This window comes from Bradyrhizobium sp. AZCC 1577 (genome assembly GCF_036924575.1).
In the GTDB taxonomy this organism is placed as follows: Bacteria; Pseudomonadota; Alphaproteobacteria; order Rhizobiales; family Xanthobacteraceae; genus Bradyrhizobium.
The window spans coordinates 1,586,356-1,612,448 of sequence record NZ_JAZHRQ010000001.1 but is presented as its reverse complement, the minus strand read 5'-3'; the positions used below and the strand labels follow the sequence as shown (position 1 = coordinate 1,612,448).

Genomic DNA, 26,093 nt, shown 5'->3' with positions numbered 1-26,093 from the left:
GCGGTCAAGTTCCCAACCGGTTCGTGGACGGAAGGTACGCCCGTCCATGCTGCGACCATCCCTGCGCAAGGTTGATAAAATTCCGCGCGATTTCAATCGCGCCGAAATTGTCCAGATCGTTGTGACCTCCCCGGGCAAGGCGGACAAACCGTTTCGGCTCGTTCGCCAGCGCGAACAGCCGTTCGCCAAAGGTAACGGGTATCGTGGGATCGAGCGCGCCATGCATCATGAGCAGCGGAACCCTGATCCGGGCGATGTGCCGGTCGGAGTGAAACCGATCGCGCATAAATAGCCGCACCGGCGCGAACCAGAACGCGGACGCGGCGACGTCCACAATGGAAGTATAGGACGCTTCCAGGATCAGCTTTCCGACGGGCTGCTCGCCCGCCAGCGCAACTGCGACGCCGGTGCCAAGCGAGAATCCCCACGCAACGATTCTGTCCGCGCTGTATCGCGCTGCCGTGAAAGCATAGGCCGCCGCGGCATCCTGCAGCAATCCCTGCTCGCTCGGCTGCCCGCTCGAGCCGGCATAGCCCCGATAGGAGAGCGCGACGATTCCTATCCCGTCGGCGACCAGGCCGCGAAAACGGCCGAAGAAGCCGGCGAGATAATCGCCATTGCCGTGGAAGTAGAGGACGACCGGACGCCCCGGCTTGGCCGGAACATGCCAGACGATGACCTTCTCACCGTCGGCCGTGGTCAGGACATGTTCTTCTGCTTCGGGAAAGCCCGCCGCTTGCGGCGGCGTGCGCACGCTTGTCGGAGCAGGAAACAGCATGGCGCGCTGCGCGAAGAACAGCGCGAGCAGACCACAGATATAACCCGCCGAAGCGATGATGAGCAGCCATTTCAAGGTGGTCATGACTCTGCGATGCTTACAGGCAACATTGCCTATCGGCCAGTGTGATCTCCCAGGCTATTACAACACGCTCGCTAGCACGACTTCACGGATCACCCAGATCGGCGGCATCCGCTGATTCCCGTCATTGTAGTTACCAGCCGTAGTAGCTACCGAAATGTCGAGTTCAGAAAACACGAATAGTCTCTGACCTCCGTAACCGAATGCCCCAATCCAGTGAGCGATCGGGCGGTTCGGCGGTTTACCGTACTGGAGATCGCCAATGTACCAGAAATCGCCATAGCGACGCGCTTCATCGACAGCGACATAACTCTTGAATGATTGCTCGAGCCAACCCGCCGCCACGACCTGACGGCCTTCCCATTCTCCGCGACTAAGAATGAGCTGGCCGACGCGCGCGAGATCGCGCGGCGTCATGCGCAGGCCCGAAGAGGGCGCGGGCTCGCCGTTGAAACCTTTGGTCCATTCGATCCGTCCAACGCCGATCGGGTCGAACAACGCGGTCCGGGCAAAATCGGGCAGCGATTCCAGCGAGTGCCGGGCTCGGCCATGAACGGTCGACTGAAGATATAGCGATAACGATCTGGCGAGGCTTCCATCAGTACCTCGCTGTTGTTCGGGTCTTCGTAGGGAATGTCCTCATTCCAATCCAATCCGAGCGCCATCGTCAGGGCATGCGCCACTGTCATGCGCCCATGCCGCGGGTCGGTAGCGAGATCCGCGCATTCGGGGAACGACGCCAATATCGGCTGATCGAGAGTCGGGACCTTTCCGGCCGCTAGTGCTACGCCGTAGAGCAGGCCGAGAACGCTCTTGGTGACGGAGCGCAGGTCGTGCAGCGTGTCCGGCCCGAACGCGACGCGGCCGATGGAGCGACCCCAGTTTTCGTCTTCGCCGTCGAAATAGCGCTCGAACACCAGCTTGCCGCGACGCGCGACAACAACACTATGCAAGCCCCAAATGCGCCGGTCGGCAATCAGTCCATCGAGGCGCGATTCGATATCGGGAGCAAAGCCTGTTTCAGTTCGCGGTACTTTGCGCCACTCGAATGCCACTGCCGAGAGCGGACAGATGACGGCACTGCCGACCGTCGCCGCGGCGCCAATGATCATCTGACGACGCGCGAACATGGTGCCCCGATCGGTTACATCCCCTTGACGATGTTCTCGGTGACCTTCTTGGCGTCACCGAGCAGCATCATGGTGTTGTCGCGATAGAACAGCGGATTGTCGATGCCGGCATAGCCCGATGCCAGCGAGCGCTTGATGAACATCACGGTGCCGGCCTTCCAGACCTGCAGCACCGGCATGCCGTAGATCGGCGAGGTCTTGTCCTCTTCCGCGGCCGGATTGGTGACGTCGTTGGCGCCGATCACGAAGGCGATGTCGGCCTGGGCGAATTCGGAGTTGATGTCCTCGAGTTCGAACACCTCGTCATAGGGCACGTTGGCTTCGGCGAGCAGCACGTTCATGTGGCCGGGCATGCGGCCTGCGACCGGGTGAATCGCGTACTTCACCTCGACACCTTCCTTCTTCAGCATGTCGGCCATTTCGCGCAGCGCGTGCTGGGCCTGCGCCACCGCCATGCCGTAGCCGGGCACGATGATGACCTTGGAGGCGTTCTTCATGATGAAAGCGGCGTCGTCAGCCGAGCCGAGCTTGGCGGGCTTCTGTTCGCCGGAGCCGCCGCCCGCGGCCGCCGTTTCGCCGCCGAAGCCGCCAAGGATGACCGAGATGAACGAGCGGTTCATCGCGTGGCACATGATGTAGGATAGGATCGCGCCCGAGGAGCCGACCAGCGCGCCGGTGATGATCAACGCGGAATTGCCGAGCGTGAAGCCGATGCCGGCCGCGGCCCACCCCGAATAGGAGTTCAGCATCGAGATCACGACCGGCATGTCGGCGCCGCCGATCGGGATGATCATGAGCACGCCAAGCACCAAGGCGATGATGGTGATAAGCCAGAAGTCGAGCGCGCTGCCTGAGCGGACCAGGCCAAAAATGAAGAACACCAGTGCAAGCGCGAGCGCGATGTTGATGATGTGGCGGCCGGGCAGGATGATCGGCGCGCCGCTCATGCGGGCGGAAAGCTTCAGGAACGCGATCACCGAGCCGGTGAAGGTCAGCGCGCCGATGGCGACGCCGAGCGACATTTCAACCAGGCTGGATGCGTGAATGGCGCCGGGCTTGCCGATATCGAAGGCTTCCGGTGCGTAAAAGGCGCCGGCGGCGACCAGCACCGCGGCCATGCCGACCAGCGAGTGGAAGGCCGCGACCAGTTCCGGCATCGACGTCATCGGCACCCGCCGCGCGATGACAGCGCCGATGCCGCCGCCAATGGCGATGCCGAGCACGACCAGCAGCCAGGCCACGCCGTCCGCCGGCGGATGGCTCGCGAGCGTCGTGCCGATCGCGATCGCCATGCCGATCATGCCGAACAGATTGCCCTGGCGTGACGTTGCGGGGCTGGACAGTCCGCGCAGCGACAGGATGAAGAGCACGCCCGCCACGAGATACAGCAATGCAGCCAGATTGGCGTTCATCTCAGGTCCCCATTGTCTTTGTCACCCGCGAGGTGCACGCCGTCATTTCACTTGGCCTTCTTCTTGTACATCGCCAGCATGCGCTGGGTGACAAGGAAGCCGCCGAAGATATTCACACAGGCAAAGATCAGCGCGACGAAGCCGAAGCCGCGCGCCCAGCCCGAGCCGCTCGAGATCATCGGCACGCCGACCGCGAGCAGCGCACCGACCACGATCACCGAGGAGATCGCATTCGTCACCGACATCAAAGGCGTATGCAGCGCCGGCGTCACCGACCAGACCACGAAGTAGCCGACGAAGACCGCGAGGACGAAAATCGACAGCCGAAATACGAAGGGGTCGACGACTTGGGCGACATGCTCCATGGCTTCTCTCCTTAGGCTTTCGGCTGGAAGTTCGGATGGATGACGGCGCCATCCTTGGTCAGCGCGGTGGCTTTCACCAGTTCGTCTTCCCAATTGACCGCGAGCGCCTTGTTCGCCTTGTCGACCAGCGTCTCGATGAACGAGAACAGGTTGCGGGCGTAAAGGCTCGAGGCCGATTGCGCCACGCGGCCGGCGACATTGGTGTAGCCGACGATCTTGATGCCATCGAGATCGACGACTTCGCCGGCCTTCGCGCCCTCGACGTTGCCACCGCGCTCGACGGCGAGATCGACCAGCACCGAACCCGGCTTCATCGATTTGACCATCTCGGCGCTGACGAGCCTTGGCGCGGGGCGGCCCGGGATCAGCGCGGTCGTGATCACGATGTCCTGCTTCTTGACGTGCTCGGCGGTGAGCGCGGCCTGCTTTGCCTGATACTCTTTCGACATTTCCTTGGCGTAGCCGCCGGCGGTCTGGGCGTTTTTGAACTCTTCGTCCTCGACCGCGAGGAATTTGGCGCCAAGCGATTCGACCTGCTCTTTGGTGGCCGGACGCACGTCGGTTGCGGTAACGACGGCACCGAGCCGGCGCGCGGTCGCGATTGCCTGCAGGCCGGCAACGCCGACGCCCATCACGAACACCTTCGCCGCCGGCACGGTGCCGGCCGCCGTCATCATCATTGGGAACGCGCGGCCAAAGGACTCGGCCGCCTCGATCACCGCGCGATATCCGGCGAGATTTGCCTGCGAGGACAGTACGTCCATGACTTGTGCGCGGGTAATGCGCGGCATCAGTTCCATCGCAAACGCCGAGACGCCGGCATCTGCGATCGTCTTCAGCGCCGCCTCATTGCCGTAAGGGTCCATGATGGCGATGACCAGCGCGCCGCGCTTGTACTTGGCGAGTTCTGAGGCCTCCGGCCGTTTCACCTTGATGATGATGTCGGCGTCCTTCAACGCGTCCGCGCTGACTGTGGCGCCGACGGCGGTGAATTCGGAATCCGGCAGGCCCGACTTGATGCCCGCACCCGGTTCGATCGCAACTTCAGCGCCCAGCGCCTTGAATTTCTTGATTGTGTCCGGGGAAGCGGCAACCCGCGGTTCGGACGGATCGATTTCCTTGGCAACGGCAATTTTCATGAGGCCTCCCCGGCGCGGCGGGCGCGCGCAAGCAAACTAGCGTCTTTTTCGCTTAGTTGGATACCGGTTTCGCAACCGGCATGCGTGCGAATTTTCTTGCCACCGCCGGGGCCCGGCGGTGCAGGCAGCGACGCGTCAGGTCAGGAAATAGCCCATCAGGGCGACAATGATTACGACGGCGGCGGTGCCGTATTTGACCAACATGATGAACCCTTCATAGGTCTGCTCATGGGCCGCGTAGTCGTTGCCGTCAGCGGTCGTGTAGGCCACTTCGTTATGGTCTGCCATCGGTATCCCCAGTCAAAATCCGCGTTTCTCGCGTGCAATTACCGCAAAGCGTTTGGGAGGGCAACGGCCCCCTGCCTATCGGGTCATTCGGAAGGCCAATTATCCCGGATCCAGCGGGCCAGGCTTTCTTCGCTGACCTCGCCCGCGGCGAGGGAGAGGATGATGGCGGTGGCGTGCGCCGGATCGGGCGCAAAGGGTATATCGTTGACGCGCAAGAAGACCATCATGGCGTGGAACGCGATCCGCTTGTTGCCGTCCACGAACGCGCGATTACGGGCAAGACCGAACGCATAGGCTGCGGCGAGCGCTGCCATATCGGTCTGCCCGTAATTCCATTGGTTCACTGGCCGCAAAATCGCCGACTCAAGAAGACCACGGTCTCGAATGCCTTCCGGTCCACCGAATATCGCCAGTTGCTCGGCATGCATGTCGATGACTTCATCGACATCGAGCCAAATTGGCTCACTCATTTTGCAAGCGCTGCAAACGTATCGCGATATTCGTGCATGACCTTGCGGGCGATTTCCATGGTCCGCGCGTGCTTCGGATTGAAAGGTGAGAGCCGCAGACTGCCATCCGGTTGCTCGACCGGATAGAACTTGTCTCCCTCCTTGAGATTGAGCCGGGCAAGAAGCTCTTTTGGCAGGATCACGCCGACCGAGTTACCGATCTTCCGGATTTGAAGGGCGGTGTCCTCCAGCCTGTATTCGCGAGAGGCTTCTTCCATTCCGCGAGGGGTTTTGCTCATGACACCAGCTCCGTGTTGTACAATATGTATAACACGGCCTTACGGTCCGTTCAACGAATGTTTTACGCTGGGTTCTCCACTCGGTCGCTCGGCCGGAAAGCGAGCCGCCCCTAAGCCACCACGAAATCGAAACGCCCGGCGAGCCAGCCGGCGTTCTTGGCCGTGCGTACCAGCAACTCCTTGCGAAACAGGCCGTCAGTGCGGTTCAGCGCTTCGCCCGGGAAATAGAGCTGAGTGGTCAGCATGCGGCCGCCGCGCGGCTGCACCTTCACGTGGATATGGCGTGTGCGGCCGACATAGGCGCCGGGCACGATGCTGCGCAACCTGTAGCGCCCTTCCGCATCGGAGAACTGGTGACCGCGCAAGCGAAAACCGGAATTGTCATATCGGCCCTTGTCGTCGGCCTGCCAGAAATCCAGCAAGGCTCCGGCGACCGGCTTGCAGGCGCGGGTAAGAACGAAGCCGACCAGCTCGATCGGCTGTCCCGCCATGCCTTCTTCAATCAGCTCGACGCGCTCGGGCGAAGAGGGCTTGAAGAACGGCCCTTCGGTCTGCGCCACTGTTGCGGCGTCGCCGTCATGGCATTCGGGGGTGGGAGCAAGCGGCGCCTGAGCAACGCTACCGTCGATGACAAGCAGCGAACCGGCTGCGAAGACGCCCGCTCCAAGCACCGCGCGCCGTGTTGGGGTGTCGATCATGGGGCACTCCCCTCTTGTCGCCCCTATCATGTAGGGTGACAGCGGCGGAAATTGTATCCGCGCCCATCACAATTCCGTTTCGTGCCCCGGGGCCGAACCTGTCAGCCCATCGCTTCCAGCTCGTCGATCATGCCTGCGATGACCGACAGCCCGCCGTCCCAGAATTTGGGATCCCTGGCATCGAGCCCGAATGGCTTGAGCAGCTCGGAATAATGCTTGGTGCCGCCGGCTGCGAGCATGGCGAGATAGCGCTCGGCAAAACCCTCGGTTGCGTTTTCGTAGACGGCATAAAGCGAGTTCACCAGGCAATCGCCGAACGCATAGGCGTAGACGTAGAACGGCGAATGGATGAAGTGCGGAATGTACATCCAGAAATTTTCGTAGCCCGGACGTATGTCGATGGCCGGCCCGAGGCTTTCACCCTGCACGCTGAGCCAGATCTGGCCGATGCGCTCGGCGGTCAGTTCGCCGTTCTTGCGCTCGGTGTGCACGGCGCGCTCGAACGAATAGAACGCGATCTGCCGCACCACGGTGTTGATCATGTCCTCGACCTTGCCGGCCAGCAGCGCCTGGCGCTGCTTGGCGTTTTTGGTCTGCGACAGGAGCCTCTTGAAGGTCAGCATTTCGCCGAACACGCTTGCCGTCTCCGCAAGCGTCAGCGGCGTCGGCGCCATCAGCGCGCCGTTCTTCGCGGCCAGCACCTGGTGCACGCCATGGCCGAGCTCATGCGCCAGCGTCATCACGTCGCGCGGCTTGCCCTGGTAATTCATCAGCACATAGGGGTGCGCCGAGGGCGTGGTCGGGTGCGAGAACGCGCCTGGCACCTTGCCCGGCCGCACCGGTGCATCGATCCAGCGGTCGGTGAAGAAACGTTCCGCGATATCAGCCATCTCGGCGGAGAAGCCGCGATAGGCCGTCAGCACCATCTTCTGCGCCTCGGGCCAGGCGATCGTGCCGGCCGCCGCGAACGGCAGCGGCGCGTTGCGGTCCCAATGCGCCAGCTTCTTCTTTTTGAACCAGCCGGCTTTCAGATTGTAGTAGCGGTGCGACAGCCGCGGATAGGCCGCACGAACCGAGCCGACCAGCGCATCGACGACCTCGCGTTCGACGCGGTTATTCAGGTGGCGCGAATCCGCAACGTCCTGGAAGCCACGCCAGCGATCGGAAATTTCCTTGTCCTTGGCGAGCGTGTTGGTGACGAGGGCAAAGGTCCGCTCATTATCCTTGAACGTTTTCGCCAGCGCCTGCGCGGCGGCCTTGCGCTTTTCCGGCGCACGGTCCTGCAGCAGATTGAGTGTCGGCTCGATCGCGAGCTCCTTGGTCCCGACCTTGAAGCGCAGGCCGGAGATGGTCTGGTCGAACAGCCGGTTCCAGGCGGCATAGCCGCTCTGGGATTTTTCGTGAAACAACTGCTCGACGCGATCTTCGAGCTGATACGGCTTGTCCTTGCGCAGATCCTCGATCCACGGCCGGTAATGCGCGAGCTCGGGCGTTTGCATCGCGCGCTCGATCGCGGCGTCTTCGATGCGGTTGAGTTCGAGCGCGAAGAACAGCAGATGCAGCGAGGCCGCCGTCAGCCGCTCGGAGACGTCGCCGTAGAACTTGGAAATCACGGGATCGACGCTGTCGCCGGCATGAACGAGGCCTGCATAGGAGCCGAGCCGGCCGGCCAAATCGTCGATCGCCTCGTAGCGCCCGACCGCCTCCGCCAGCCAAAGACCGCCCTCGTCGCGGGCAACGCCTTCCGCCAGCTTGCCCTTGTAGTCCGTTTCAAACGCGACGCAGTCGGTATCCATCTTCTGCAGATCGCGAGCGATTTCAGGCGCGTCGATGCCGGAGTAAAGATCGGCGAGATTCCATTCCGGCAATTTGCCGGTTTTGGGTTTGGCTGCGCTCCCCTTGCTGCCCTTGACGGGCTTACGGGACGTATTGACGGCTCGGGAGGTCGCAGATTTTGCGCTCATGACACTTTCAAAATTGAGAGGTGATCAGGAAATTGGGCGAGATCAGGCGAAAGCCGAAAGCTGCGGTGCCAATTGGACAAGCAGTTCCTCGCTTTCGGCGAGCATCGGCTCGACCCTTTCATTCATCACGCTACGGATCGCGCACCACAACACGATCGCGCGCACCATAAGCCACGACGTGCTCGGGACTGCCGCCCGCGCGTGCAACGCGACGAGATCGAGGTTTCGGTGCTCGAAGAGCAACCGTCCAAAACCATCCTCAAGGATATAACGTCCGCCGATCCGCGACACACACAACTCGCAAGCCTGATCCGGAAGCGGTCCCAGCAGGTAGAACTGGGCATCGCGCTTCTCCGTCATGCCGGTTTCCCATTCGCGTCCGGTGCCCGGCGCAAGCGCTGCGCTCAGAGCCGCGACAATGGTGCTGAGTTCTCGCTCACTCCACTCACCCGCGTCCTGTTTGCGCTCGAACGCAACCACGCTCATGTGCTTTCCGCTCCGAACAGCAGCCGGTGCAATTCCGGCTCGTAGTACCTTAACAGATGCCTAGCGAAGGCGGCCGGTTCAAGACCCAATTCGCCGGCCCAAGCTCCCATAATTTCAGTTGGAACTCGACTGAACCCGTTCTCGACCTGGGAGATGAACGTGTAATATTTCAGGCCGAGGCGAGCAGCGAGATCCGCCTGCGACAATTCGGCATCCGCCCTCCGCTGCTTCAGCCAATCCCCGGCCAGTTTCCGCAACTGCTTGGCGTCCGGCGCGGCCTTGGCCGGCTGACGTTCAGCGGAACCATCTTGATGTTTTACTCGTTTCATGATTACTAAACTATCTGGAATGAATGACCGGGTAGGTAATGTTCCCTACCACAATCTCAGCTCGCGAATAAGAATCCGATGGCATTCTTGGACCGCAGTCAGATTGTTGAAACGACCGCCCGCACCCCTGCGGCTCGCGGCAAGGAGTTGTTCGCCGGCATCCTGCTCGTGGCGCTGATTGCGACCGTGGGAATCCGGAACGTGGTGCCGGCGGAGGCGCTGGCGCCCGCGATCGTCACCCTGCTCTTCGGCGTTGCCGCATTGACGGCCGGCTTCGCGCTGCTCTGCCGGCGCGACCGATTCCGCATCATGTGGTTCGACCTCGCCGGAAGCCTGACGTTCATCGGCGTCGTTCTGTCCGTTCTGATCGAACCGGATCAACTCGTCGAGCTCTTCGCCCTTTCCGACCAACCTGAGTAACGGAAGCAGTTTTTCGCAGCCTGACTGCGCCCTTTTACATGTGTTCGTCCAAGCCCGGGCCCCTCTGGCAGTTCACGCAAACTGCGATGTCGGATTGGACACTTCAACGGAGTGGCCCAAATGCTAGAGTTGATCTCCTCTCAATCCCTGACAGCGCTTTTCCAGGTCGTGATGATCGATCTGGTGCTCGCCGGCGACAATGCGATTGTCATCGGCCTTGCGGCCGCGGGGCTACCCTATGATCAGCGCAGAAAAGCGATAGTGGTGGGCATTCTGGCGGCAACGGCGCTGCGCATCGGCTTCGCCTCCGTAACGGTCCAGTTGCTGCAGATCATCGGACTGCTGCTCGCCGGCGGCGTCCTGCTGCTTTGGGTGTGCTGGAAGATGTGGCGCGAGTTGCGTACGTCGCATCATGACGAACCGAAATTGCAGAGTCTCTCAGCTGCAAGCACGATCGATGCGTCCGCCCCTGAACGTCATCGGAAAACGCTTGGCCAGGCCGTCTGGCAGATCACGCTGGCCGACGTCTCGATGTCGCTCGACAACGTGCTCGCCGTCGCGGGCGCAGCGCGCGAGCATCCGATGGTTCTGATTTTCGGCTTGGCGCTCTCCATCGCGCTGATGGGGCTTGCCGCCAACTTCATCGCCCGCCTGCTGGAGAAGCAGCGCTGGATCGCCTATGTCGGCCTCGCCATCATACTCTATGTGGCTCTCGACATGTGCTATCGCGGCGCGCTTGAAGTGTGGCCGCACCTCAGCGTCTAGCCGCTTCTCAACAACGCCGTTTTTCAACGTTTAAGAGAACGTTAATCGGCATCGGCGAAATTGCCCCGATTCGGTACAATACAGTAGCGTGCGGGGAGAGCCATGGCTGCCACCATTTTGATTGCCGACGACGACGCCGTGCAGCGCCGTTTGGTTGAAAACATGGTGCAGAAGTGCGGCTATGAGCCCCTGGTCGTCGACAGCGGCGATGCGGCCGTGGCCTTGCTGACCCCACCGGACGCGCAAGCGATCGACGCGGTCGTGCTCGACCTCGTAATGCCCGGCCTCGACGGGCTCGGCGTGCTCGCAAAAATGCGTGAAGCAGGCCTGAGCATCCCCGTCATCGTGCAGACCGCGCATGGCGGCATCGACAACGTAGTTTCGGCAATGCGCGCCGGCGCGCAGGATTTCGTGGTCAAGCCGGTCGGCTTCGAACGGCTACAGGTGTCGCTGCGCAACGCGCTCAACACCTCAGCGCTCAAGGGCGAATTGCAGCGCATCCGCCACAGCCGCGAGGGACGGCTGACCTTTGCCGACATCATCACGCGCAGCGAGACTATGGCAGCCGTGCTGCGCACCGCGCAGAAGGCGGCGGCATCAAGCATTCCTGTTCTGATCGAGGGCGAATCCGGTGTCGGCAAGGAATTGTTTGCCCGCGCCATTCACGGTTCCGGCGAACGCAAGGCAAAACCCTTCGTCGCGGTCAATTGCGGCGCCATTCCCGACAATCTCGTGGAGTCGATCCTGTTCGGCCATGAGAAGGGCGCCTTCACCGGTGCCACCGAACGGCACATGGGCAAGTTCGTCGAAGCTTCCGGCGGCACGCTGTTTCTCGACGAGGTCGGCGAGCTCCCGCTTGCGGCGCAAGTAAAGCTTTTGCGCGCGCTGCAGGAAGGAACCGTCGAGGCGGTCGGGGGTCGCAAGCCGGTGAAGGTCGACGTCCGCATCATTTCCGCGACCAACCGCAAGCTGCTCGATCTCGTGAAGAGCGGCGCGTTCCGCGAGGACCTGTTCTACCGGCTGCACGTGCTGCCGCTGACCATCCCGCCGCTGCGGATGCGGCGCGAAGACATCCCGCATCTGTTGCGGCATTTCCTGGCGCGCGTTGCCGCCGAGGAGAACCGCACCATCACCGGCATCAGCGGCGAGGCCGTGACCCATCTCGCGCAGCTCGATTGGCCCGGCAACATCCGCCAACTCGAAAACACGGTGTACCGCGCCGTCGTCATGAGCGAGAGCGATCAGCTCGGCCTGTCTGATTTCCCGCAAGTCCTCGGCCAGGGCGTACCGGACGGCCAGATAACGCACAGCGAGCCGTTGGTCGTCGCGCCGTCGACGGCGCCTGCCATGGTTTCGGGTAGCGAAATACCAATTGCCCCGCTCGCCACTGCCGGCAGCCTTTCGATGCTAACGACCACCGGCGAGGTGCGGCCGCTCGAAGACATGGAAAACGAGATCATCCGTTTCGCGATCTCGCATTATCGTGGCCAGATGTCGGAAGTCGCGCGCCGGCTCAAGATCGGTCGTTCCACGCTCTATCGTAAGCTCGATGAAGCTGCCGCCAACGACCCGGCCGAAGGCGGCGCGCAGGACGCTAGTTGAGACGCGAGCAACGGGCGCTTACGCGATTACGGCGCCCGCGTGGCAAAGATCGTGGCAAACCAAGGACATCGGTCGTTCGGAAGCTTTTGAACCGTGGCTTGGCGGTGACAGACAAATGGCGGGTGGCGTGGCAAAAACTGCGTGACCCGAATGCAAACGGGTAGTTTGAGGTCAGTTTGTCGTGAGTTGTCCCGCATGGCGCTGGCTGCATGAGAGGGGCACATGTATCGTCTGCGTTTGAATCGCGACTGCAGGCGTACGACTGAGAAACCGACCGAAGCCAGCGCTTTCCCGCGCAAGCTATGAACCATTCCAACGACTGTTCCATGTCGGGGCAGTTTCGCCCAAGGGGGTGTGACGATGCGTGACTGTTCGAATCGTGCAGGATTTGACCGCGTGCTGATGGCCGTCGCGGCAACCTTCCTCACGGTATCAGCGACCTCAGCACTGGCGGCTCCGTCGGATACGCCGCGCGCCAGTGCTGCCGAACTCGCGATCGACGCAGCCATTCCCCGTCCCGAGCCCGCCAACGTTCCGCCTCCCACCATCGGCGATTTCAAGATGGACTCGACCGGCGCGGTGCCCGATGCGGCCAAGGCCACAGAGAAGCCGGTCGAACCGGGGACGGCTCCGAAGGCGGCTGAACCCAAGACGGATATCAAGCCGACGGAAAACGTCACCGCGCCGGCGGCCAAGCCGAGCGACGCCGCCACAACCACGCCTCCGGCTGCGACAGCCATCGCGCCCGCCCCCGAACCTGCCAAGGAGCCGGTGAAGGTCAGCACCGTCGCGCCGGCCGACCAGCCGGTCGCCGACCGGTTGCGCGACATGCTCGGCGCCAAATCGCTGCGCTATTTCGACCGCAAGAACGAGCGCGCTGCCGTCGAGAAGTTCTACTCGGCACGGGACTATGCGCCGCAATGGACGCAAGCCGGCAAATTGACCGACAGCGGCAAGGGCGTTATCGCCCGCCTGAAGGACGCCGCCGCCGAAGGCCTCAATCCGGCGGATTATCCGGTGCCGGATTTTGCCGCCACTTCGCCGGACCAGCTCGCCGAAGCCGAACTGAAACTGACCGCGAGCATGCTCGACTATGCGCGACAGGCCCAGAGCGGCCGGATGCACTGGTCGCAGGTCGCTGGCGACATCCTCTACCCCGAGCACCCGACCGACCCGGCGGAAGTGCTCGCCAACATCTCGACCGCCAAGGACGCTTCGGCGGCGCTCGACGGCTACAACCCGCCGCACAAGCTCTACAAGGATCTGAAGGCCAAGCTCGCCGAGCTGCGCGGCCAGGGCGACGGACCGATGATCCACATCGCCGAGGGTCCGGCGCTGGCGTACAAGGCCGCCACCAAGAAGCAGGGCGAGGTCGCGCCGGAAGACCCGCGCGTGCCGCAACTGCGCGCCAAGCTCGGCGTCACCGAAAATCCCGACGGCACGTATTACGACGCCAAGGTTGCTGCCGCCGTCCGCAAATTCCAGGAGAGCGCCGATCTCAAGCCGACCGGTGTGCTCGACGACCGCACGGTCAAGGCGATCAACAGCCCGAAGCGCGACCGGCAGATCGATACGGTCCTCGTCAATCTGGAGCGCTTGCGCTGGTTGCCGCGCCAACTCGGCGCTGCCTCGCTCGGCAACGCCTATGTCATTCTCAATGTGCCCGACTTCACGCTGAAGGTGATGCAGAACGGTCACCCGGTCTGGACCACCCGCGTGGTGACCGGTAAGCCGGGCAAGCACGCCACGCCGATGCTGACGGAAACGATGAAGTTCATCACCGTCAACCCGACATGGAACGTACCGCCGTCGATCATCTACAACGAATATCTGCCTGCCCTGCAGCAGGATCCGACCGTGCTGGATCGCATGGGTCTGCGGCTCGAGCGCAACCGCGACGGCAGCATCCACATTTCGCAGCCGCCCGGTGAAGCCAATGCGCTCGGCCGCATTCGCTTCAACTTCCCGAACAAGTTCCTGGTCTATCAGCATGACACCCCGGACAAGCACCTGTTCGCGAAGGAAGAACGCGCGTTCAGCCATGGCTGCATGCGCGTGCAGAATCCGGATCAATACGCCTCGACCCTGCTCAATATCGTGATGCCGAACGAGCGCTACACGCCGGAAAAGATCCGCAGCATGTACGGCCGCAGCGAGATCGACCTGAAATTCCCGACGCCGATTCCGGTCAACATCACCTACCAGACCGCTTTCGTGGACGACGCCGGCAAGCTGCAGATTCGCAAGGACATCTATGGCCGCGACGCCACGATGATCGCCCTGCTCAGGAACGGTCGCAGCAAGGATTTGGAAGCCATGGTTGCCCATTCGCAACCGAGCTATTCGCGCCCGTCCGGCTCAAGCCTGCCGGCCGGCGTCAACTTCGCCAGCGACAACACCTTCTCCTCCGGCCCGTCATTCTTCGAGCGCCTGTTCGGCGGTCCGTCGCCCATGACGCCGCCGGCCCCGATTGGTCGCCGGCCGCAACCGCGTTTCACCCGGTAATCCGGAGGACTACGGTCAGTAGCGCGGAATTGCCGAATGAAATCAACAATCTCTCTTCGGCGGAGAGATTGATTGGTTAACCATTAGCCATCCCGGATTCGGCAGGGCACGTTTTCGCCACAGTCCACGCGTTAGGTTAAGGCTTGCTTGGGGGCAGGACGGTAAACCTCGGTTAACCCTCCTGCTTTAAGAAAGCGTTCATCGTCTTTTGCCGGGGGTCTGCAAAAGAACACAGTGAACGCTCGTCGACTGGGTGGGCTCATACGTGCTGGCTGGTTTCGCGCGCCAATTCAATCCGCTTGCTCTGCCAAAAGCCGGATATCGGATCGGCTTGACGTCGCTTTTGCTGCTGGCTGGCGCGGGCACGGTGCATGATGCGACGGCGCTGAACGAAACCCGCACCCTCTCCTTCCACCATACCCATTCCGGCGAAGATCTCACCGTCACCTTCAAACGCGACGGGCGCTACGACGAAGAGGCGCTGAAGAAGCTCAATCACTTCCTTCGCGACTGGCGCAGCCAGGACTCCACCACGATGGATCGGCACCTGTTCGATATCATCTGGGAAGTCTATCGCGACGTCGACGGCAAGAAGCCTATCCAGGTCATCTCCGCCTATCGCTCCCCCGCCACCAACTCCATGCTCCGCCGCCGCTCCTCCGGTGTGGCGCGTTTCAGCCAGCATATGCTCGGCCACGCCATGGACTTCTACATTCCGGACGTGCCGCTGGAGCAGATCCGCGCCGCCGGCCTCCGCTTGCAGCGCGGCGGCGTCGGCTTCTACCCGACCTCCGGATCGCCTTTCGTCCACCTCGATACCGGCAGCGTTCGTCACTGGCCGCGCATGACCCACGATCAGCTTGCCAGGGTATTCCCGGACGGACGCACGGTGCACCTGCCGTCCAATGGCGGTCCGATGAAGGGCTATGAACTGGCCCGCGCCGACATCGAACGCCGCGGCAATGGCGACAGTGCCGCAACCATCAAGATGCCGAACCTGTTCGCAGCGCTGTTCAGGGGCGGCAAGACGACTGAAGAGGATGACGAGGCCGCCAGCGCCCCCGTCAAGAACGAGAAGCCTGCACCGAACAGTGTGGCTGCTGTGAAATCCGCCGAACCGGTCCCGACCCCGCGCGCAAAGCCGGTCGGCGCGACGATCCAGCTCGCCTCGGCCGACGCCCAGATCGTGTCGGCGCCCAAAGCTCGAGCCGAGCCCAAGCCTGAGACGAACAAGCCTGAGACGAAACAGGTTGCGCAGGCGTCCGCCGACAAGGCCGAGCCGAGGCCGCAAACGCCGGCCGATATCATCAATTCCCGCGGTTTCTGGGACGACGTACCGACCGCGGCGAACCAGGCAACCCCGGCGCAGGTTGCGGCCCTGCGCGCCCGCCAGGCGCTCGCCGCCGCCACCGATCCGCGGCCGACCGCCAGCGTCAGCGACGCGTTCAACAAGGCGATGGCCTATGCGCCGGCCGCTTCTTCGCCGCTCGATCGCTCCAACATCGTCGCCGCCTCCGCAGCTATCCCGCGCCCCGCCCGCCCGGTGCGCAACTCCGGCGCCGCTGCGACCGAAATCAACACCGTTGTCGCCAAAGGCACCCAGGGTCAGGACAGCGTGGTCGCCACCTCGACCCGCCTTGCCGCCGCACAGGGCAACAATGTCTGGATGAGGGTGGTGATGCTGGCGCCGAGCGCCAGCAGCGCGATGTCGACGACCGTGCTCGGCGACACCGAGATGACCCAGATGCGCGCCCACTTCGTCAAGCCGCAGGCCGCGGTCTCCATGACTTTCTCGGAAGATCCGATGATGGGCATGACCTGCGACCGTTTCACGGGATCGGCAACCGCGCAACTGCCGACGCAGTCGTTCGTGCTGCGCACCGCCGCGCTGCGCTAGGTTCCGGTCGTACTGCTTCCACAAGCTCCCTGTCGTCCTCGCGGACCCCATAACCACGAACGTACGCGTTGGAGCCGGCTGTAGCCTCGGCTTTGCTCAACATCACCATTTGTGGTTATGGCCCCGGCTCGCGCTCACTTCGTTCGCTTGGCCAGGACGACGGAAACCTCACAGCATCCCGAGCGCCTGCATGTAGGTTTCCAAAATGGTTTCCTGCTCGGCGCGCTCGTTGGCATCCTGCTTGCGCATCCGCACGATGGTGCGCAGCGCCTTGGTGTCGAAGCCGTTGCCCTTGGCTTCGGCATAGACGTCACGGATGTCGTCGGAGATCGTCTTCTTCTCTTCTTCCAGACGCTCGATGCGCTCGATGATGGCCTTGAGCTGGTCTTTGGCAAATCTTGTCGCGGGCTCGTCCTGGACGGCTGCAGCGGCGGAGGTGGCCATCGGATACTCCTGAATGGAACTGACGGTGATGCTGAAAGATCAAGCGCCGCACGCGTTACCGCACGGCGCTTTTTTCGCAGATGACCCTCAAGATCGGGGGGCCTCGCGTCAAGGCAGCATCGCGCTCATCCACAGCGCGCCCACAGGAAGGTAGGAATCGTAGCCCGGAAGAATCTCACCGACGGCCAATCAATGCCCGGGATGAACCTTCTTCATCGCGGCTAGCTGCTCGGGCGTGGCGGTGCCCTGATATTTCGCCTTCCACTCCTCATAGGGCATGCCGTAGACCGCCTCGCGGCTCTCGTCCTTGCTGACGGCGACACCTTTGGCGTCGGCCTCTTCCTTCATCCAGTTGGAGAGGCAGTTGCGGCAGAAGCCGGCCAGATTCATCAGATCGATGTTCTGGACGTCGGTGCGGGCACGCAGGTGGCCGACCAGGCGCCGGAAAACGGCGGCTTCCAGTTCTGTTCTGGTTTTGTCGTCGATCGTCATGGTCTTGGACCCCGCGTCACATTGATATCAGGTGGGAATCGTCACAGATTTTGCCATATCTGCGCGCAAAATTGGCTACCTCACAAGGGAGTCCCGGTTTCCCATAGCGCGGGAAAGGCGTTCCCGGCCGTTGACAGGGCCCGCCGGGTCACGCGAAATCGTCAATGATTTGATATAGCTTCGCCGCATGATCGGAAAAGATTCGCGCTGCTTGCCTTCCCTCCCCGCTCGCGTGACCGCCGCCGGCCTTGCGCCGCTGCTTGCACTGGCGGTGGCGTGTCTGTGGAGCAGTCCAGCGGCGGCCGATTTCCGGCTCTGCAACAACACGTCCAGCCGGGTCGGCATCGCGCTGGGCTACAAGGATGCCGAGGGCTGGACCACTGAAGGGTGGTGGAACGTGTCGTCACGCAGTTGCGAGACACTGCTGCGCGGAACTCTTGTTGCGCGCTACTATTACATCTACGCGCTTGACTATGATCGCGGCGGCGAATGGTCGGGGCAGGCCTTCATGTGTTCGCGTGATAAGGAATTCACCATCAAGGGTACCGAGAACTGCCTGGCGCGTGGCTATGACCGCACCGGGTTCTTCGAGGTCGATACAGGCGAACAGCGAGCGTGGACCGTGCAATTGACAGAAGCCAACGAGCAGCCCGCGCAGCGCGTGCCGGGAATTCCGGGAATTCCAGGAACAATGGGACCGGGGGGCCCCGGCGGGGTTCCCGGCCTGTCCAATCCGCCGGCCGGACCGGGTCTGCCGCCAGCCCCGGCGCCCAAGCAATGAGACGGCTCCGTCGTATCAAGATTCTCGCAACCCTCGGCCCGGCATCGTCCGACAGCGCGATGATCCGGAAGCTGTTCGAGGCGGGTGCGGACGTGTTCCGCATCAACATGAGCCACACGCCGCACGACAAGATGCGCGAGCTGGTCAATACCATCCGCAATGTCGAGAGCAGCTACGGCCGTCCGATCGGCATCCTCGTCGACCTGCAGGGACCGAAGCTGCGGCTCGGCGCGTTCACCGAAGGTTCGATCCAGTTGAAGAACGGCCAGAGTTTTGTACTCGATTCCGACAAAGCGCCGGGAGACAACAACCGCGTGCAGTTGCCGCATCCGGAAATCCTCGCAGCACTTCGGCCGGGCCATGCGCTGCTGCTCGACGACGGCAAGGTGCGGCTGATCGCCGAGGAAACCACGTCCGAACGCGCGGTAACGCGCGTGGTGATCGGCGGCAAGATGTCGGACCGCAAGGGCGTCAGCCTGCCCGATACCGACCTGCCGGTGTCGGCGATGACGCCGAAGGATCGGGCCGATCTCGAAGCAGCCCTGGTGACCGGTGTCGACTGGATCGCGCTCTCCTTCGTGCAGCGCGCCGAGGACGTCCATGAAGCCAAGCGGATGATCCGCGGCCGCGCGGCTGTCATGGCCAAGATCGAAAAGCCGCAGGCGATCGACCGGCTCGCCGAGATCATCGATGCTTCCGACGCGCTGATGGTGGCGCGCGGCGATCTCGGCGTCGAGCTGCCGCTGGAGCGGGTGCCGAGCCTGCAGAAACAGATGACGCGGATGGCGCGCCGCGCCGGCAAGCCGGTGGTGATCGCAACCCAGATGCTGGAATCGATGATCCAGGCGCCGGTGCCGACGCGCGCCGAAGTCTCCGACGTCGCGACCGCGGTTTATGAAGGTGCCGACGCCATCATGCTGTCGGCTGAGTCGGCCGCCGGCAAATTCCCGGTCGAGGCGGTTTCGACCATGAATCGCATCGGCGAGGAGGTGGAGCGCGATCCAACCTATCGCTCGGTGCTGTCGGCGCAGCGGGCCGAACCGGAGAATACGGTCGGCGACGCCATCGCGGACGCCGCGCGGCAGATCGCCGAGACGCTGGAATTATCCGCGGTCATCTGCTGGACCTCATCGGGCTCCACGGCGATCCGCGTGGCCCGCGAGCGGCCGAAGCTGCCGGTGGTGGCGATCACGCCGAACCTTGCGACCGGCCGCAAATTGTCGGTCGTCTGGGGCGTGCATTGCGTGGTGGCGGAAGATGCGCACGACCAGGACGACATGGTCGACCGCGCCGGCTCGATCGCGTTTCGTGACGGCTTCGCCAACGCAGGCCAGCGCGTGATCATCGTCGCCGGCGTGCCGCTTCGCATCCCCGGCACCACCAACATGGTACGCATCGCCACTGTCGGTGGGGAAGGCAAGCCGGAGAAGTGATGGCGCGTAGGTGATGGCCGTCAGCTCCCGCCGTCATTCCGGGGCGCGCGCAAGCGCGAACCCGGAATGACGGAGAACTACTGCAGTTTCGCGTCCAGCGTGATCTTCGTGTTCAGAAGTTTCGAGATCGGGCAGCCCTCCTTGGCCTTACCCGCCAGCTCCTGAAATTTCGTGTCCTCAGCGCCCGGAATCTTCGCATTCAGCGTCAGATGAATCGAGGTGACGGCAAAACCATCGCCCTGTTTTTCCAGCGTCACGTCGGCCTTGGTTTCCATCTGCTCGGCGGTGAGCTTGGCTTCACCTAGAATCAGCGACAGCGCCATGGTGAAGCACGCGGCGTGCGCCGCGCCGATCAATTCTTCCGGATTCGAGCCGGCTTTGCCCTCGAAGCGGCTCGAAAAGCCGTAAGGATAATCATTCAGCGCGCCGCTCTTGGTCGAGATCGCGCCCTTGCCGTCCTTGATGCCGCCCTGCCATTTGGCGGACCCTGATGTCGTGCTCATCGCATGCTCCTGATCGCGGGTTGGACCGTCGATAAGCCGCAGCGTGGCAAATGGTTGCGACACAAATGGTTGCGGCAAAGGGCGTGTCGCAAAGGGGGAGGGTTTCTAGGCCCCGACCAGCGCCTTTGCCGGCAGCACCGCCTGCACCACGAGGCCGCGGGCGCGGGCGTCCATCACGCCGACGGCGCGTAGCGCCAAAAGTGTGACCGTCTGCACGGCGTCGCGCAGCTTCGCGGGGTCATCCAGATTCTCGGGCGCCAGCGGGCCAACCAGCGATTCATGCAGCGCACCGAGCAGCGCGGTGGCGGCGAGCGCGGTATCCTGCGCCGGCAAATGGCCGGCGCGCACCGCGGCGTCAATTCTGGCAGCGATCTCGCCGGAGATTTCGCGGCGGCTGGCAAGCCGCGACACCGAGACGTCGACATCAACGGGTTCGGCCAGAATGCCCCAGGCGAGCTTGCGCTGCGACAGCACATGTACGGCAACCGTGGTGACGGCGGCGGCGAGCGCCGACGACGGTCCCGGCGCCGCATCCGCCGCGCGGCGGATCGCGGCCAGTTCATCCCGCGAGACCTCGGCGATCAGTTCGGAAATCAGTTCGGCCTTGGAGGGGAAGTAACGATAGACGGTGCCGGCCGCGACATTGGCGCGGACCGCAACCGGGGCGATCTGCACCGCCGCCATGCCGCCTTCGGCCGCAGCATCCCGCGCCGCCGCCAGTATGGCGCTACGCCGCGCCGCCAGTCGCTTTACGACCTGATGGGTTCGCCGATAGACCATGGCGCGTTTTCCGTCCCCGGCGCGCCCTCGAGCCCCGCGGAGCCTGCCAGAACGCGCACACCTTCAATGTCTTGAGCGATAAGAAGCGCTATCGCTTTGAAGAAGTGAACAACTATTCACGGCTGATGACAAGACGGTTTTGCAACGCGGATCTGCAGAGGTTTTGCCGGCGGGGCTTGCGAGCTATTTACCTCAACACTGGCCGGTTTGGCATGCGCCGGGTTCCCCGCGTTCGCGGGGACGGCGTGTTGGGAGAGTATGGCTTCCCCTACTCCCAGCTCAGCGCACCGCCGTTCTGGTACTCGATCACCCGCGTCTCGAAGAAATTCTTCTCCTTCTTCAGGTCCATCGCTTCCGACATCCAGGGAAACGGATTCTCGGTCTCGTCGAACACCCGCTGCAGCCCGAGTTGCGCGCAGCGGCGATTGGCGACGAAGTGCATGTAGCTCTCGCACAGCGCCGCATTCAGCCCGAGAAACCCGCGCGGCATGGTGTCTCGCCCGTAGGCCGCTTCCAGTTCGGCCGCCTCGCGCACCATGGCGCGGACTTCGTCCTGGAACGCCTTGGTCCATAGATGCGGGTTTTCGATCTTGATCTGGTTGATGACATCGATGCCGAAATTCAGGTGAATGGACTCATCGCGCAGGATGTACTGGTACTGCTCGGCGATGCCGACCATCTTGTTGCGGCGGCCGAGCGAGAGAATCTGCGCGAAGCCCGTATAGAACCACATGCCTTCGAATATGACGTAGAAGGCGACGAGATCGCGCAGGAACGCCTGGTCGGCTTGCGGCGTGCCGGTCCTGAAATCCGGATCGTCGAGATGCTGCGTGTGCTTCAGTGCCCACGCCGCTTTGTCGGTAATCGACGGCACCTCGCGATACATGTTGAACAGCTCGCCCTCGTCCAACCCCAAGCTTTCGACGATGTATTGGAAGGTGTGGGTGTGCACCGCCTCCTCGAACGACTGCCGCAGCAGATATTGCCGGCACTCCGGATTGGTCAGATGGCGGTAGATCGCCAGCACGATATTGTTGGCGACCAGGCTTTCGGAAGCGGCGAAGAAGCCGAGGTTACGCTTGATGGCGCGGCGCTCGTCTTCCGTCAGCCCGTCGCGCGATTTCCACAGCGCGATGTCGGCCTGCATGGAAACTTCTGTAGGCATCCAGTGATTGTTGCAGCCGGCGAGATATTTCTCCCAGGCCCATTTGTACTTCAGCGGCAGCAATTGATTGACGTCGGCGCGGCAGTTGATCATCCGCTTGTCGTCGACAGATACGCGTCCGCCGCGACGATCTATCATGCCGAGGCCGGTTTGTTCGGCCTGGGTAACGGATTGCACCACGACGGGCGGCGGCGTCTGACGCGGGGATGCGGATGGTTCGGACCAGTCGAGCATTGTGATTTCCTCTTGTTCTTGCTGCTTACTGGCAGGCTTCGCATTCGGGATTATCGATCGAGCACGCCACCGCACCGGTCAAATCCGGCGCGGTGGCGGCCGGCGCGACGATGATCGGGGCTGGAGCCATCATCGCCGCGGACGCGACGCTGTTGAGCTTGCCGTCGGTCCCCCGGAGCGTGGACTTTTCGACATGCGTCGCGCTGCGCGAGCGCAGGTAATAGGTCGTCTTCAACCCGCGCGCCCACGCCAGCCGATAGAGCGCATCGAGCTTCTTGCCGCTAGGGTTGGCGATATAGAGGTTGAGCGACTGCGACTGGTCGATCCATTTCTGCCGGCGCGATGCTGCCTCGATCAGCCAGGCGCTGTCGATCTCGAACGCGGTGGCATAGAGCGCCTTGAGGTCGTCGGGAATGCGATCGATGGCCCCTAAGCTGCCGTCGAAATATTTGAGGTCGTTGACCATCACCTCGTCCCACAACCCGCGCGCCTTGAGGTCGCGGACCAGAAATTCGTTCACCACGGTGAAGTCGCCGGACATATTCGACTTGACGTAGAGATTCTGGTAGGCGGGCTCGATCGACTGCGCGACGCCGCAGATATTGGAAATCGTCGCGGTCGGCGCGATCGCCATCACGTTCGAATTCCGCATGCCGGTCGCCTTGACGCGCTCGCGCAAGCGATCCCAGTCGAGTGTCATCCCGCGGTTCATCGCGAGACTGCCGCGGGCTTCCGCCAATAGTTCGATCGAATCGATCGGCAAGATGCCCCGGCTCCACAGCGAGCCATCGAACGACGGATACCGCCCGCGCTCGGCCGCCAGATCGACGGAGGCCGAAATGGCGTAATAAGAAATCATCTCCATGCTGGTATCGGCGAACGTTACCGCCGCATCTGAAGCCATCGCAATCCGCATCGCCTGCAGCGCGTCCTGGAATCCCATCAGCCCGAGACCGACCGGGCGGTGCCGCAGGTTCGAACGGCGCGCTTCGGGGATGGTGTAGAAATTGATGTCGATGACGTTGTCGAGCATCCGCATTGCCGTCGTCACGCTGCGTTGCAGCCGCGCCTCGTCCAGCCGGCCTTCCCGCACGTGATTGAGCAGATTGATCGAGCCGAGATTGCAGACGGCGGTCTCGTCATCGGAGGTGTTAAGCGTGATCTCGGTGCAGAGGTTCGAGGAATGAATCACGCCGGCATGGCGCTGCGGCGAGCGCAGATTGCAGGGATCCTTGAACGTGATCCACGGATGCCCGGTCTCGAACAGCATGGTCAGCATCCTGCGCCAGAGATCGGTGGCGCGGATCTGCTTGAACACGCGGATCTCACCCCGCGCCGCCTTTGCTTCGTAAGCTGCGTAACGTTCGGCGAATGCGTTGCCGTAGAGGTCATGCAGGTCGGGCGTCTCGTCCGGCGAGAACAGAGTCCATTCGCCGTCGGCCTCGATGCGCTGCATGAACAGGTCGGGCACCCAGTTCGCGGTGTTCATGTCATGGGTGCGGCGGCGATCGTCGCCGGTGTTCTTGCGCAGGTCCAAGAATTCCTCGATGTCGATGTGCCAGGTTTCGAGATAGGCGCAGACCGCGCCTTTGCGCTTGCCGCCCTGGTTGACGGCGATCGCGGTGTCATTGGCTACCTTTAGAAACGGCACCACGCCCTGGCTTTCGCCATTGGTGCCCTTGATGTGCGCGCCCAGCCCACGCACGCGGGTCCAGTCGTTGCCGAGCCCGCCGGAATATTTTGCGAGCAGCGCATTGTCCTTGACCGACTTGAAGATGCCGTCGAGATCGTCGGCGATGGTGGTGAGGAAGCAGGACGACAATTGCGGCCGCAGCGTGCCGGAATTGAACAGCGTCGGAGTCGAGGCCATGATGTCGAACGACGATAAGAGATCGTAGAACTCGATCGCGCGCGCCTCGCGGTCGATCTCACGGATCGCCAGCCCCATCGCGACGCGCATGAAGAACGCCTGCGGCAGCTCGATGCGATTGCCGTGCACATGCAGAAAGTAGCGGTCGTACAGCGTCTGCAGACCCAGAAACTGGAACGCCAGGTCGCGTTCCGGCTTCAGCGCGACTGCAAGCTTTTTCAGGTCGAAGCGCGCCAGATCGGGATCGAGCAGTTCGGCCTTGATGCCTGCCTTGATATAGGCTGGAAAGTACTCGCCGTAGCGCTCGGCCATCTCGGCCTGCGACGCGCTGGTCGGCGCATCATGCACGAAAGACAGCACCTCGGTGCGCAGCTTGTCGAGCAAGAGCCGCGCGCTGACATAGGCGTAGTTCGGCTCCTGCTCCACCAGCGTGCGCGCGGCCATCACCGCCGCCAGCGCCAGTTCGTCCTCGCTGATGCCGTCATAGAGATTGCGCTGCGTCTCGGCGAGCACCGCCGTGGCGCCGACTCCCTCGAGACCGGCGCAGGCTTCTTCGATGATCAGCGTCAGCCGCGCGATATCGAGCGGGACCTGCGCGCCGCTGGCCAGCGTGACACGTAACGAGGGCTTCCCCGATGGCTGGGCGGCCTTGGCCACGTCCTGTCCGGCGCGCTGGCGCGTGCGTTCCTCGCGATAGAGCACATAAGCGCGCGCGACCTTGTGGTGCTCGCTGCGCATCAGGGCGAGTTCGACCTGGTCCTGCACGTCCTCGATATGGAAGGTGCGGCCCTCGCTCATCCGGCGCGACAGCGCGCCGACGACGTCCGAGGTCAGTTGCTCGACGATTTCATGCACCCGGCGGGAGGCCGCCGCGCCATGTCCCTCGACCGCCAGAAACGCCTTGGTCATCGCGACCGAAATCTTGCTCGCGTCGAATTTCGAAACCGTGCCGTTGCGGCGAATCACCTGCATCGGCGGCTGCGATTCCGAGGCGGCAAGCGATTCGGGGCGCAGTCGGATGAATGGAGCGACGTTGGCTTCGCGATCGGGAGAGAGTGACATCAAGAGACCCCGTGATGGTGTTGGGGCCGGATGTCGGAGAAGACGCTGCTTCAAATGCTCGGCGAGAAACGCCGGCATGAGTCCGCAAGCGCCGCCGGGACACCCCGCCCGTGGACGTTTTTTCGGTGTCGCGGCAGGTCTCCTGGCTCGCAGGTCGCCGTCGTTCCCGTGTCTTCCCAATGCGATGCCGCATCAGTGACGTAAGATTCGGAAACAACTCACTGCTTACAGTTGCGGGGGCAGCGCCGGATTTTCGCGGCAAATACGCGATACACCGGCTTCCCTCTTAGCCACCATGTGTTGGGTCATGGCGGACCGTGACGGCTATATCTGGTGCGATTTGAACGAACGTGTCAATGGGGGAGCGGGCGATGTGCAAGAATTTCGGCGACGGAACCCCGCGGCTGTGAACAACGATGACAACGCGCCGGTGAATGTCGCCGAGTTGACGCGCCTGCCGCGTTGCCGATAAGTGGACCCGTCGTGGTTCTTCGGGAGACGTTCTTCCGAAGCTAAGAGGGAAGCCGGTGCGGCCGAAAAGCCAAAGCCGGAGCTGCCCCCGCAACTGTAAGCGGCGAGCCGCTGTCCAACAAAGTCACTGAGACCTCGCAAGGTTTCGGGAAGGCCGGACAGCAGCACTGACCCGCGAGCCAGGAGACCTGCCTCGACAACATACACGTCCTCGGGCGGGGTGTCCCGGTGGTGCGGTTGCGATTTTCCGC

26 protein-coding genes and 2 riboswitches are annotated in these 26,093 nt (G+C 62.8%); of the genes, 7 read left to right on the top strand and 19 right to left on the bottom strand.

The window, feature by feature from the left end; genetic code table 11:
- Window positions 1–4 precede the first annotated feature (4 nt).
- The 13 genes from V1278_RS07520 to V1278_RS07460 all read right to left on the bottom strand — a co-directional run bounded on the left by V1278_RS07520 (window position 5) and on the right by V1278_RS07460 (window position 9,418).
- Window positions 5–862, bottom strand: coding sequence for an alpha/beta hydrolase (locus V1278_RS07520; protein ID WP_334380171.1), 858 nt, complete (start codon window positions 860–862; stop codon window positions 5–7).
- A gap of 57 nt (window positions 863–919) precedes the next feature.
- Complete coding sequence (locus V1278_RS07515; protein WP_334380170.1) at window positions 920–1,357, bottom strand: serine hydrolase; 438 nt, start codon at window positions 1,355–1,357, stop codon at window positions 920–922.
- Window positions 1,273–1,989 carry a serine hydrolase domain-containing protein gene (locus V1278_RS07510; protein WP_334380169.1) on the bottom strand — a complete coding sequence of 239 codons (717 nt, stop codon included), beginning with the start codon at window positions 1,987–1,989 and terminating at the stop codon, window positions 1,273–1,275. The genes V1278_RS07515 and V1278_RS07510 overlap by 85 nt, the downstream gene beginning before the upstream one ends.
- Window positions 1,990–2,003: 14 nt before the next feature.
- Window positions 2,004–3,401 carry an NAD(P)(+) transhydrogenase (Re/Si-specific) subunit beta gene (locus V1278_RS07505; protein WP_334365051.1) on the bottom strand — a complete coding sequence of 466 codons (1,398 nt, stop codon included), beginning with the start codon at window positions 3,399–3,401 and terminating at the stop codon, window positions 2,004–2,006.
- A gap of 47 nt (window positions 3,402–3,448) precedes the next feature.
- A complete protein-coding gene (locus V1278_RS07500; protein WP_161850089.1) occupies window positions 3,449–3,766 on the bottom strand; it encodes a proton-translocating transhydrogenase family protein in 318 nt (105 codons plus the stop codon).
- Window positions 3,767–3,777: 11 nt separating this feature from the next.
- Window positions 3,778–4,905: a Re/Si-specific NAD(P)(+) transhydrogenase subunit alpha gene (locus V1278_RS07495; protein WP_057847316.1), complete on the bottom strand. Its 1,128-nt coding sequence runs from the start codon at window positions 4,903–4,905 to the stop codon at window positions 3,778–3,780.
- Between the two features lie 135 nt (window positions 4,906–5,040).
- Complete coding sequence (locus V1278_RS07490; RefSeq protein ID WP_171709814.1) at window positions 5,041–5,193, bottom strand: aa3-type cytochrome c oxidase subunit IV; 153 nt, start codon at window positions 5,191–5,193, stop codon at window positions 5,041–5,043.
- Between the two features lie 83 nt (window positions 5,194–5,276).
- Window positions 5,277–5,663, bottom strand: coding sequence for a type II toxin-antitoxin system death-on-curing family toxin (locus V1278_RS07485; protein WP_334380168.1), 387 nt, complete (start codon window positions 5,661–5,663; stop codon window positions 5,277–5,279).
- Complete coding sequence (locus V1278_RS07480; RefSeq protein WP_334369030.1) at window positions 5,660–5,920, bottom strand: AbrB/MazE/SpoVT family DNA-binding domain-containing protein; 261 nt, start codon at window positions 5,918–5,920, stop codon at window positions 5,660–5,662. The genes V1278_RS07485 and V1278_RS07480 overlap by 4 nt, the downstream gene beginning before the upstream one ends.
- Before the next feature lie 131 nt (window positions 5,921–6,051).
- A complete protein-coding gene (locus tag V1278_RS07475) occupies window positions 6,052–6,639 on the bottom strand; it encodes a dioxygenase family protein (RefSeq protein ID WP_334380167.1) in 588 nt (195 codons plus the stop codon).
- Between the two features lie 101 nt (window positions 6,640–6,740).
- Window positions 6,741–8,603 (bottom strand): M3 family oligoendopeptidase, encoded by a 1,863-nt coding sequence (locus V1278_RS07470; protein ID WP_334380166.1) that lies wholly within the window; start codon window positions 8,601–8,603, stop codon window positions 6,741–6,743.
- Between the two features lie 42 nt (window positions 8,604–8,645).
- Window positions 8,646–9,089: a hypothetical protein gene (locus V1278_RS07465; protein ID WP_334380165.1), complete on the bottom strand. Its 444-nt coding sequence runs from the start codon at window positions 9,087–9,089 to the stop codon at window positions 8,646–8,648.
- On the bottom strand, window positions 9,086–9,418 hold the full coding sequence (locus tag V1278_RS07460; RefSeq protein ID WP_334365056.1) for a helix-turn-helix domain-containing protein: 333 nt from the start codon (window positions 9,416–9,418) through the stop codon (window positions 9,086–9,088). The genes V1278_RS07465 and V1278_RS07460 overlap by 4 nt, the downstream gene beginning before the upstream one ends.
- Window positions 9,419–9,565: 147 nt before the next feature.
- On the opposite strand from V1278_RS07460, the gene V1278_RS07455 reads away from it, so the two are divergent.
- The 5 genes from V1278_RS07455 to V1278_RS07435 all read left to right on the top strand — a co-directional run bounded on the left by V1278_RS07455 (window position 9,566) and on the right by V1278_RS07435 (window position 16,607).
- Window positions 9,566–9,838, top strand: a complete 273-nt coding sequence (locus V1278_RS07455; protein WP_334365057.1) for a hypothetical protein — start codon at window positions 9,566–9,568, stop codon at window positions 9,836–9,838.
- Between the two features lie 120 nt (window positions 9,839–9,958).
- Window positions 9,959–10,603, top strand: coding sequence for a TerC family protein (locus V1278_RS07450; RefSeq protein WP_334365058.1), 645 nt, complete (start codon window positions 9,959–9,961; stop codon window positions 10,601–10,603).
- A gap of 102 nt (window positions 10,604–10,705) precedes the next feature.
- Entirely contained in the window at window positions 10,706–12,205 is a 1,500-nt protein-coding gene (locus V1278_RS07445; RefSeq protein ID WP_334365059.1) for a sigma-54-dependent transcriptional regulator, read from the top strand.
- Between the two features lie 360 nt (window positions 12,206–12,565).
- Window positions 12,566–14,710, top strand: coding sequence for a L,D-transpeptidase family protein (locus V1278_RS07440; protein WP_334365060.1), 2,145 nt, complete (start codon window positions 12,566–12,568; stop codon window positions 14,708–14,710).
- A gap of 253 nt (window positions 14,711–14,963) precedes the next feature.
- Window positions 14,964–16,607 (top strand): DUF882 domain-containing protein, encoded by a 1,644-nt coding sequence (locus tag V1278_RS07435; protein WP_334365061.1) that lies wholly within the window; start codon window positions 14,964–14,966, stop codon window positions 16,605–16,607.
- 168 nt (window positions 16,608–16,775) lie between these two features.
- On the opposite strand, the gene V1278_RS07430 is transcribed toward V1278_RS07435, so the two are convergent.
- Window positions 16,776–17,051, bottom strand: coding sequence for a DUF2312 domain-containing protein (locus V1278_RS07430; protein WP_028351317.1), 276 nt, complete (start codon window positions 17,049–17,051; stop codon window positions 16,776–16,778).
- A 189-nt stretch (window positions 17,052–17,240) separates the two neighbouring features.
- On the bottom strand, window positions 17,241–17,543 hold the full coding sequence (locus tag V1278_RS07425; protein ID WP_028351318.1) for a DUF1244 domain-containing protein: 303 nt from the start codon (window positions 17,541–17,543) through the stop codon (window positions 17,241–17,243).
- 187 nt (window positions 17,544–17,730) lie between these two features.
- Here V1278_RS07425 and V1278_RS07420 point away from each other — a divergent pair, with 187 nt between their 5' ends.
- Window positions 17,731–18,324 carry a DUF1036 domain-containing protein gene (locus V1278_RS07420; RefSeq protein WP_334380164.1) on the top strand — a complete coding sequence of 198 codons (594 nt, stop codon included), beginning with the start codon at window positions 17,731–17,733 and terminating at the stop codon, window positions 18,322–18,324.
- Window positions 18,321–19,757, top strand: coding sequence for a pyruvate kinase (gene pyk / locus V1278_RS07415; RefSeq protein WP_334365063.1), 1,437 nt, complete (start codon window positions 18,321–18,323; stop codon window positions 19,755–19,757). The genes V1278_RS07420 and pyk overlap by 4 nt, the downstream gene beginning before the upstream one ends.
- 77 nt (window positions 19,758–19,834) lie before the next feature.
- On the opposite strand, the gene V1278_RS07410 is transcribed toward pyk, so the two are convergent.
- The 4 genes from V1278_RS07410 to V1278_RS07395 all read right to left on the bottom strand — a co-directional run bounded on the left by V1278_RS07410 (window position 19,835) and on the right by V1278_RS07395 (window position 25,371).
- Complete coding sequence (locus V1278_RS07410; protein ID WP_334380163.1) at window positions 19,835–20,260, bottom strand: OsmC family protein; 426 nt, start codon at window positions 20,258–20,260, stop codon at window positions 19,835–19,837.
- A gap of 105 nt (window positions 20,261–20,365) precedes the next feature.
- The gene (locus V1278_RS07405) at window positions 20,366–21,040 is read right to left on the bottom strand and encodes a TetR/AcrR family transcriptional regulator (protein ID WP_065743132.1); all 675 of its coding nucleotides are present in this window, start codon (window positions 21,038–21,040) and stop codon (window positions 20,366–20,368) included.
- Window positions 21,041–21,308: 268 nt separating this feature from the next.
- Window positions 21,309–22,439: a ribonucleotide-diphosphate reductase subunit beta gene (locus tag V1278_RS07400; protein WP_334365065.1), complete on the bottom strand. Its 1,131-nt coding sequence runs from the start codon at window positions 22,437–22,439 to the stop codon at window positions 21,309–21,311.
- Between the two features lie 25 nt (window positions 22,440–22,464).
- Window positions 22,465–25,371, bottom strand: a complete 2,907-nt coding sequence (locus tag V1278_RS07395) for a ribonucleoside-diphosphate reductase subunit alpha (RefSeq protein ID WP_334380162.1) — start codon at window positions 25,369–25,371, stop codon at window positions 22,465–22,467.
- A 115-nt stretch (window positions 25,372–25,486) separates the two neighbouring features.
- Window positions 25,487–25,706, bottom strand: a riboswitch (cobalamin riboswitch).
- 132 nt (window positions 25,707–25,838) lie between these two features.
- Window positions 25,839–26,052: riboswitch (cobalamin riboswitch) on the top strand.
- Window positions 26,053–26,093 lie beyond the last annotated feature (41 nt).

Coding starts and splice junctions, on each gene's coding strand:
- V1278_RS07470 (WP_334380166.1), bottom strand. CDS start 8,603: ATGAGCGCAAAATCTGCGACCTCCCGAGCCGTCAATACGTCCCGTAAG.
- V1278_RS07410 (WP_334380163.1), bottom strand. CDS start 20,260: ATGAGCACGACATCAGGGTCCGCCAAATGGCAGGGCGGCATCAAGGAC.
- V1278_RS07430 (WP_028351317.1), bottom strand. CDS start 17,051: ATGGCCACCTCCGCCGCTGCAGCCGTCCAGGACGAGCCCGCGACAAGA.
- V1278_RS07510 (WP_334380169.1), bottom strand. CDS start 1,989: ATGTTCGCGCGTCGTCAGATGATCATTGGCGCCGCGGCGACGGTCGGC.
- V1278_RS07400 (WP_334365065.1), bottom strand. CDS start 22,439: ATGCTCGACTGGTCCGAACCATCCGCATCCCCGCGTCAGACGCCGCCG.
- V1278_RS07395 (WP_334380162.1), bottom strand. CDS start 25,371: ATGTCACTCTCTCCCGATCGCGAAGCCAACGTCGCTCCATTCATCCGA.
- pyk (WP_334365063.1), top strand. CDS start 18,321: ATGAGACGGCTCCGTCGTATCAAGATTCTCGCAACCCTCGGCCCGGCA.
- V1278_RS07520 (WP_334380171.1), bottom strand. CDS start 862: ATGACCACCTTGAAATGGCTGCTCATCATCGCTTCGGCGGGTTATATC.
- V1278_RS07420 (WP_334380164.1), top strand. CDS start 17,731: ATGATCGGAAAAGATTCGCGCTGCTTGCCTTCCCTCCCCGCTCGCGTG.
- V1278_RS07500 (WP_161850089.1), bottom strand. CDS start 3,766: ATGGAGCATGTCGCCCAAGTCGTCGACCCCTTCGTATTTCGGCTGTCG.
- V1278_RS07450 (WP_334365058.1), top strand. CDS start 9,959: ATGCTAGAGTTGATCTCCTCTCAATCCCTGACAGCGCTTTTCCAGGTC.
- V1278_RS07405 (WP_065743132.1), bottom strand. CDS start 21,040: ATGGTCTATCGGCGAACCCATCAGGTCGTAAAGCGACTGGCGGCGCGG.
- V1278_RS07460 (WP_334365056.1), bottom strand. CDS start 9,418: ATGAAACGAGTAAAACATCAAGATGGTTCCGCTGAACGTCAGCCGGCC.
- V1278_RS07440 (WP_334365060.1), top strand. CDS start 12,566: ATGCGTGACTGTTCGAATCGTGCAGGATTTGACCGCGTGCTGATGGCC.
- V1278_RS07445 (WP_334365059.1), top strand. CDS start 10,706: ATGGCTGCCACCATTTTGATTGCCGACGACGACGCCGTGCAGCGCCGT.
- V1278_RS07425 (WP_028351318.1), bottom strand. CDS start 17,543: ATGACGATCGACGACAAAACCAGAACAGAACTGGAAGCCGCCGTTTTC.
- V1278_RS07495 (WP_057847316.1), bottom strand. CDS start 4,905: ATGAAAATTGCCGTTGCCAAGGAAATCGATCCGTCCGAACCGCGGGTT.
- V1278_RS07485 (WP_334380168.1), bottom strand. CDS start 5,663: ATGAGTGAGCCAATTTGGCTCGATGTCGATGAAGTCATCGACATGCAT.
- V1278_RS07480 (WP_334369030.1), bottom strand. CDS start 5,920: ATGGAAGAAGCCTCTCGCGAATACAGGCTGGAGGACACCGCCCTTCAA.
- V1278_RS07490 (WP_171709814.1), bottom strand. CDS start 5,193: ATGGCAGACCATAACGAAGTGGCCTACACGACCGCTGACGGCAACGAC.
- V1278_RS07505 (WP_334365051.1), bottom strand. CDS start 3,401: ATGAACGCCAATCTGGCTGCATTGCTGTATCTCGTGGCGGGCGTGCTC.
- V1278_RS07465 (WP_334380165.1), bottom strand. CDS start 9,089: ATGAGCGTGGTTGCGTTCGAGCGCAAACAGGACGCGGGTGAGTGGAGT.
- V1278_RS07475 (WP_334380167.1), bottom strand. CDS start 6,639: ATGATCGACACCCCAACACGGCGCGCGGTGCTTGGAGCGGGCGTCTTC.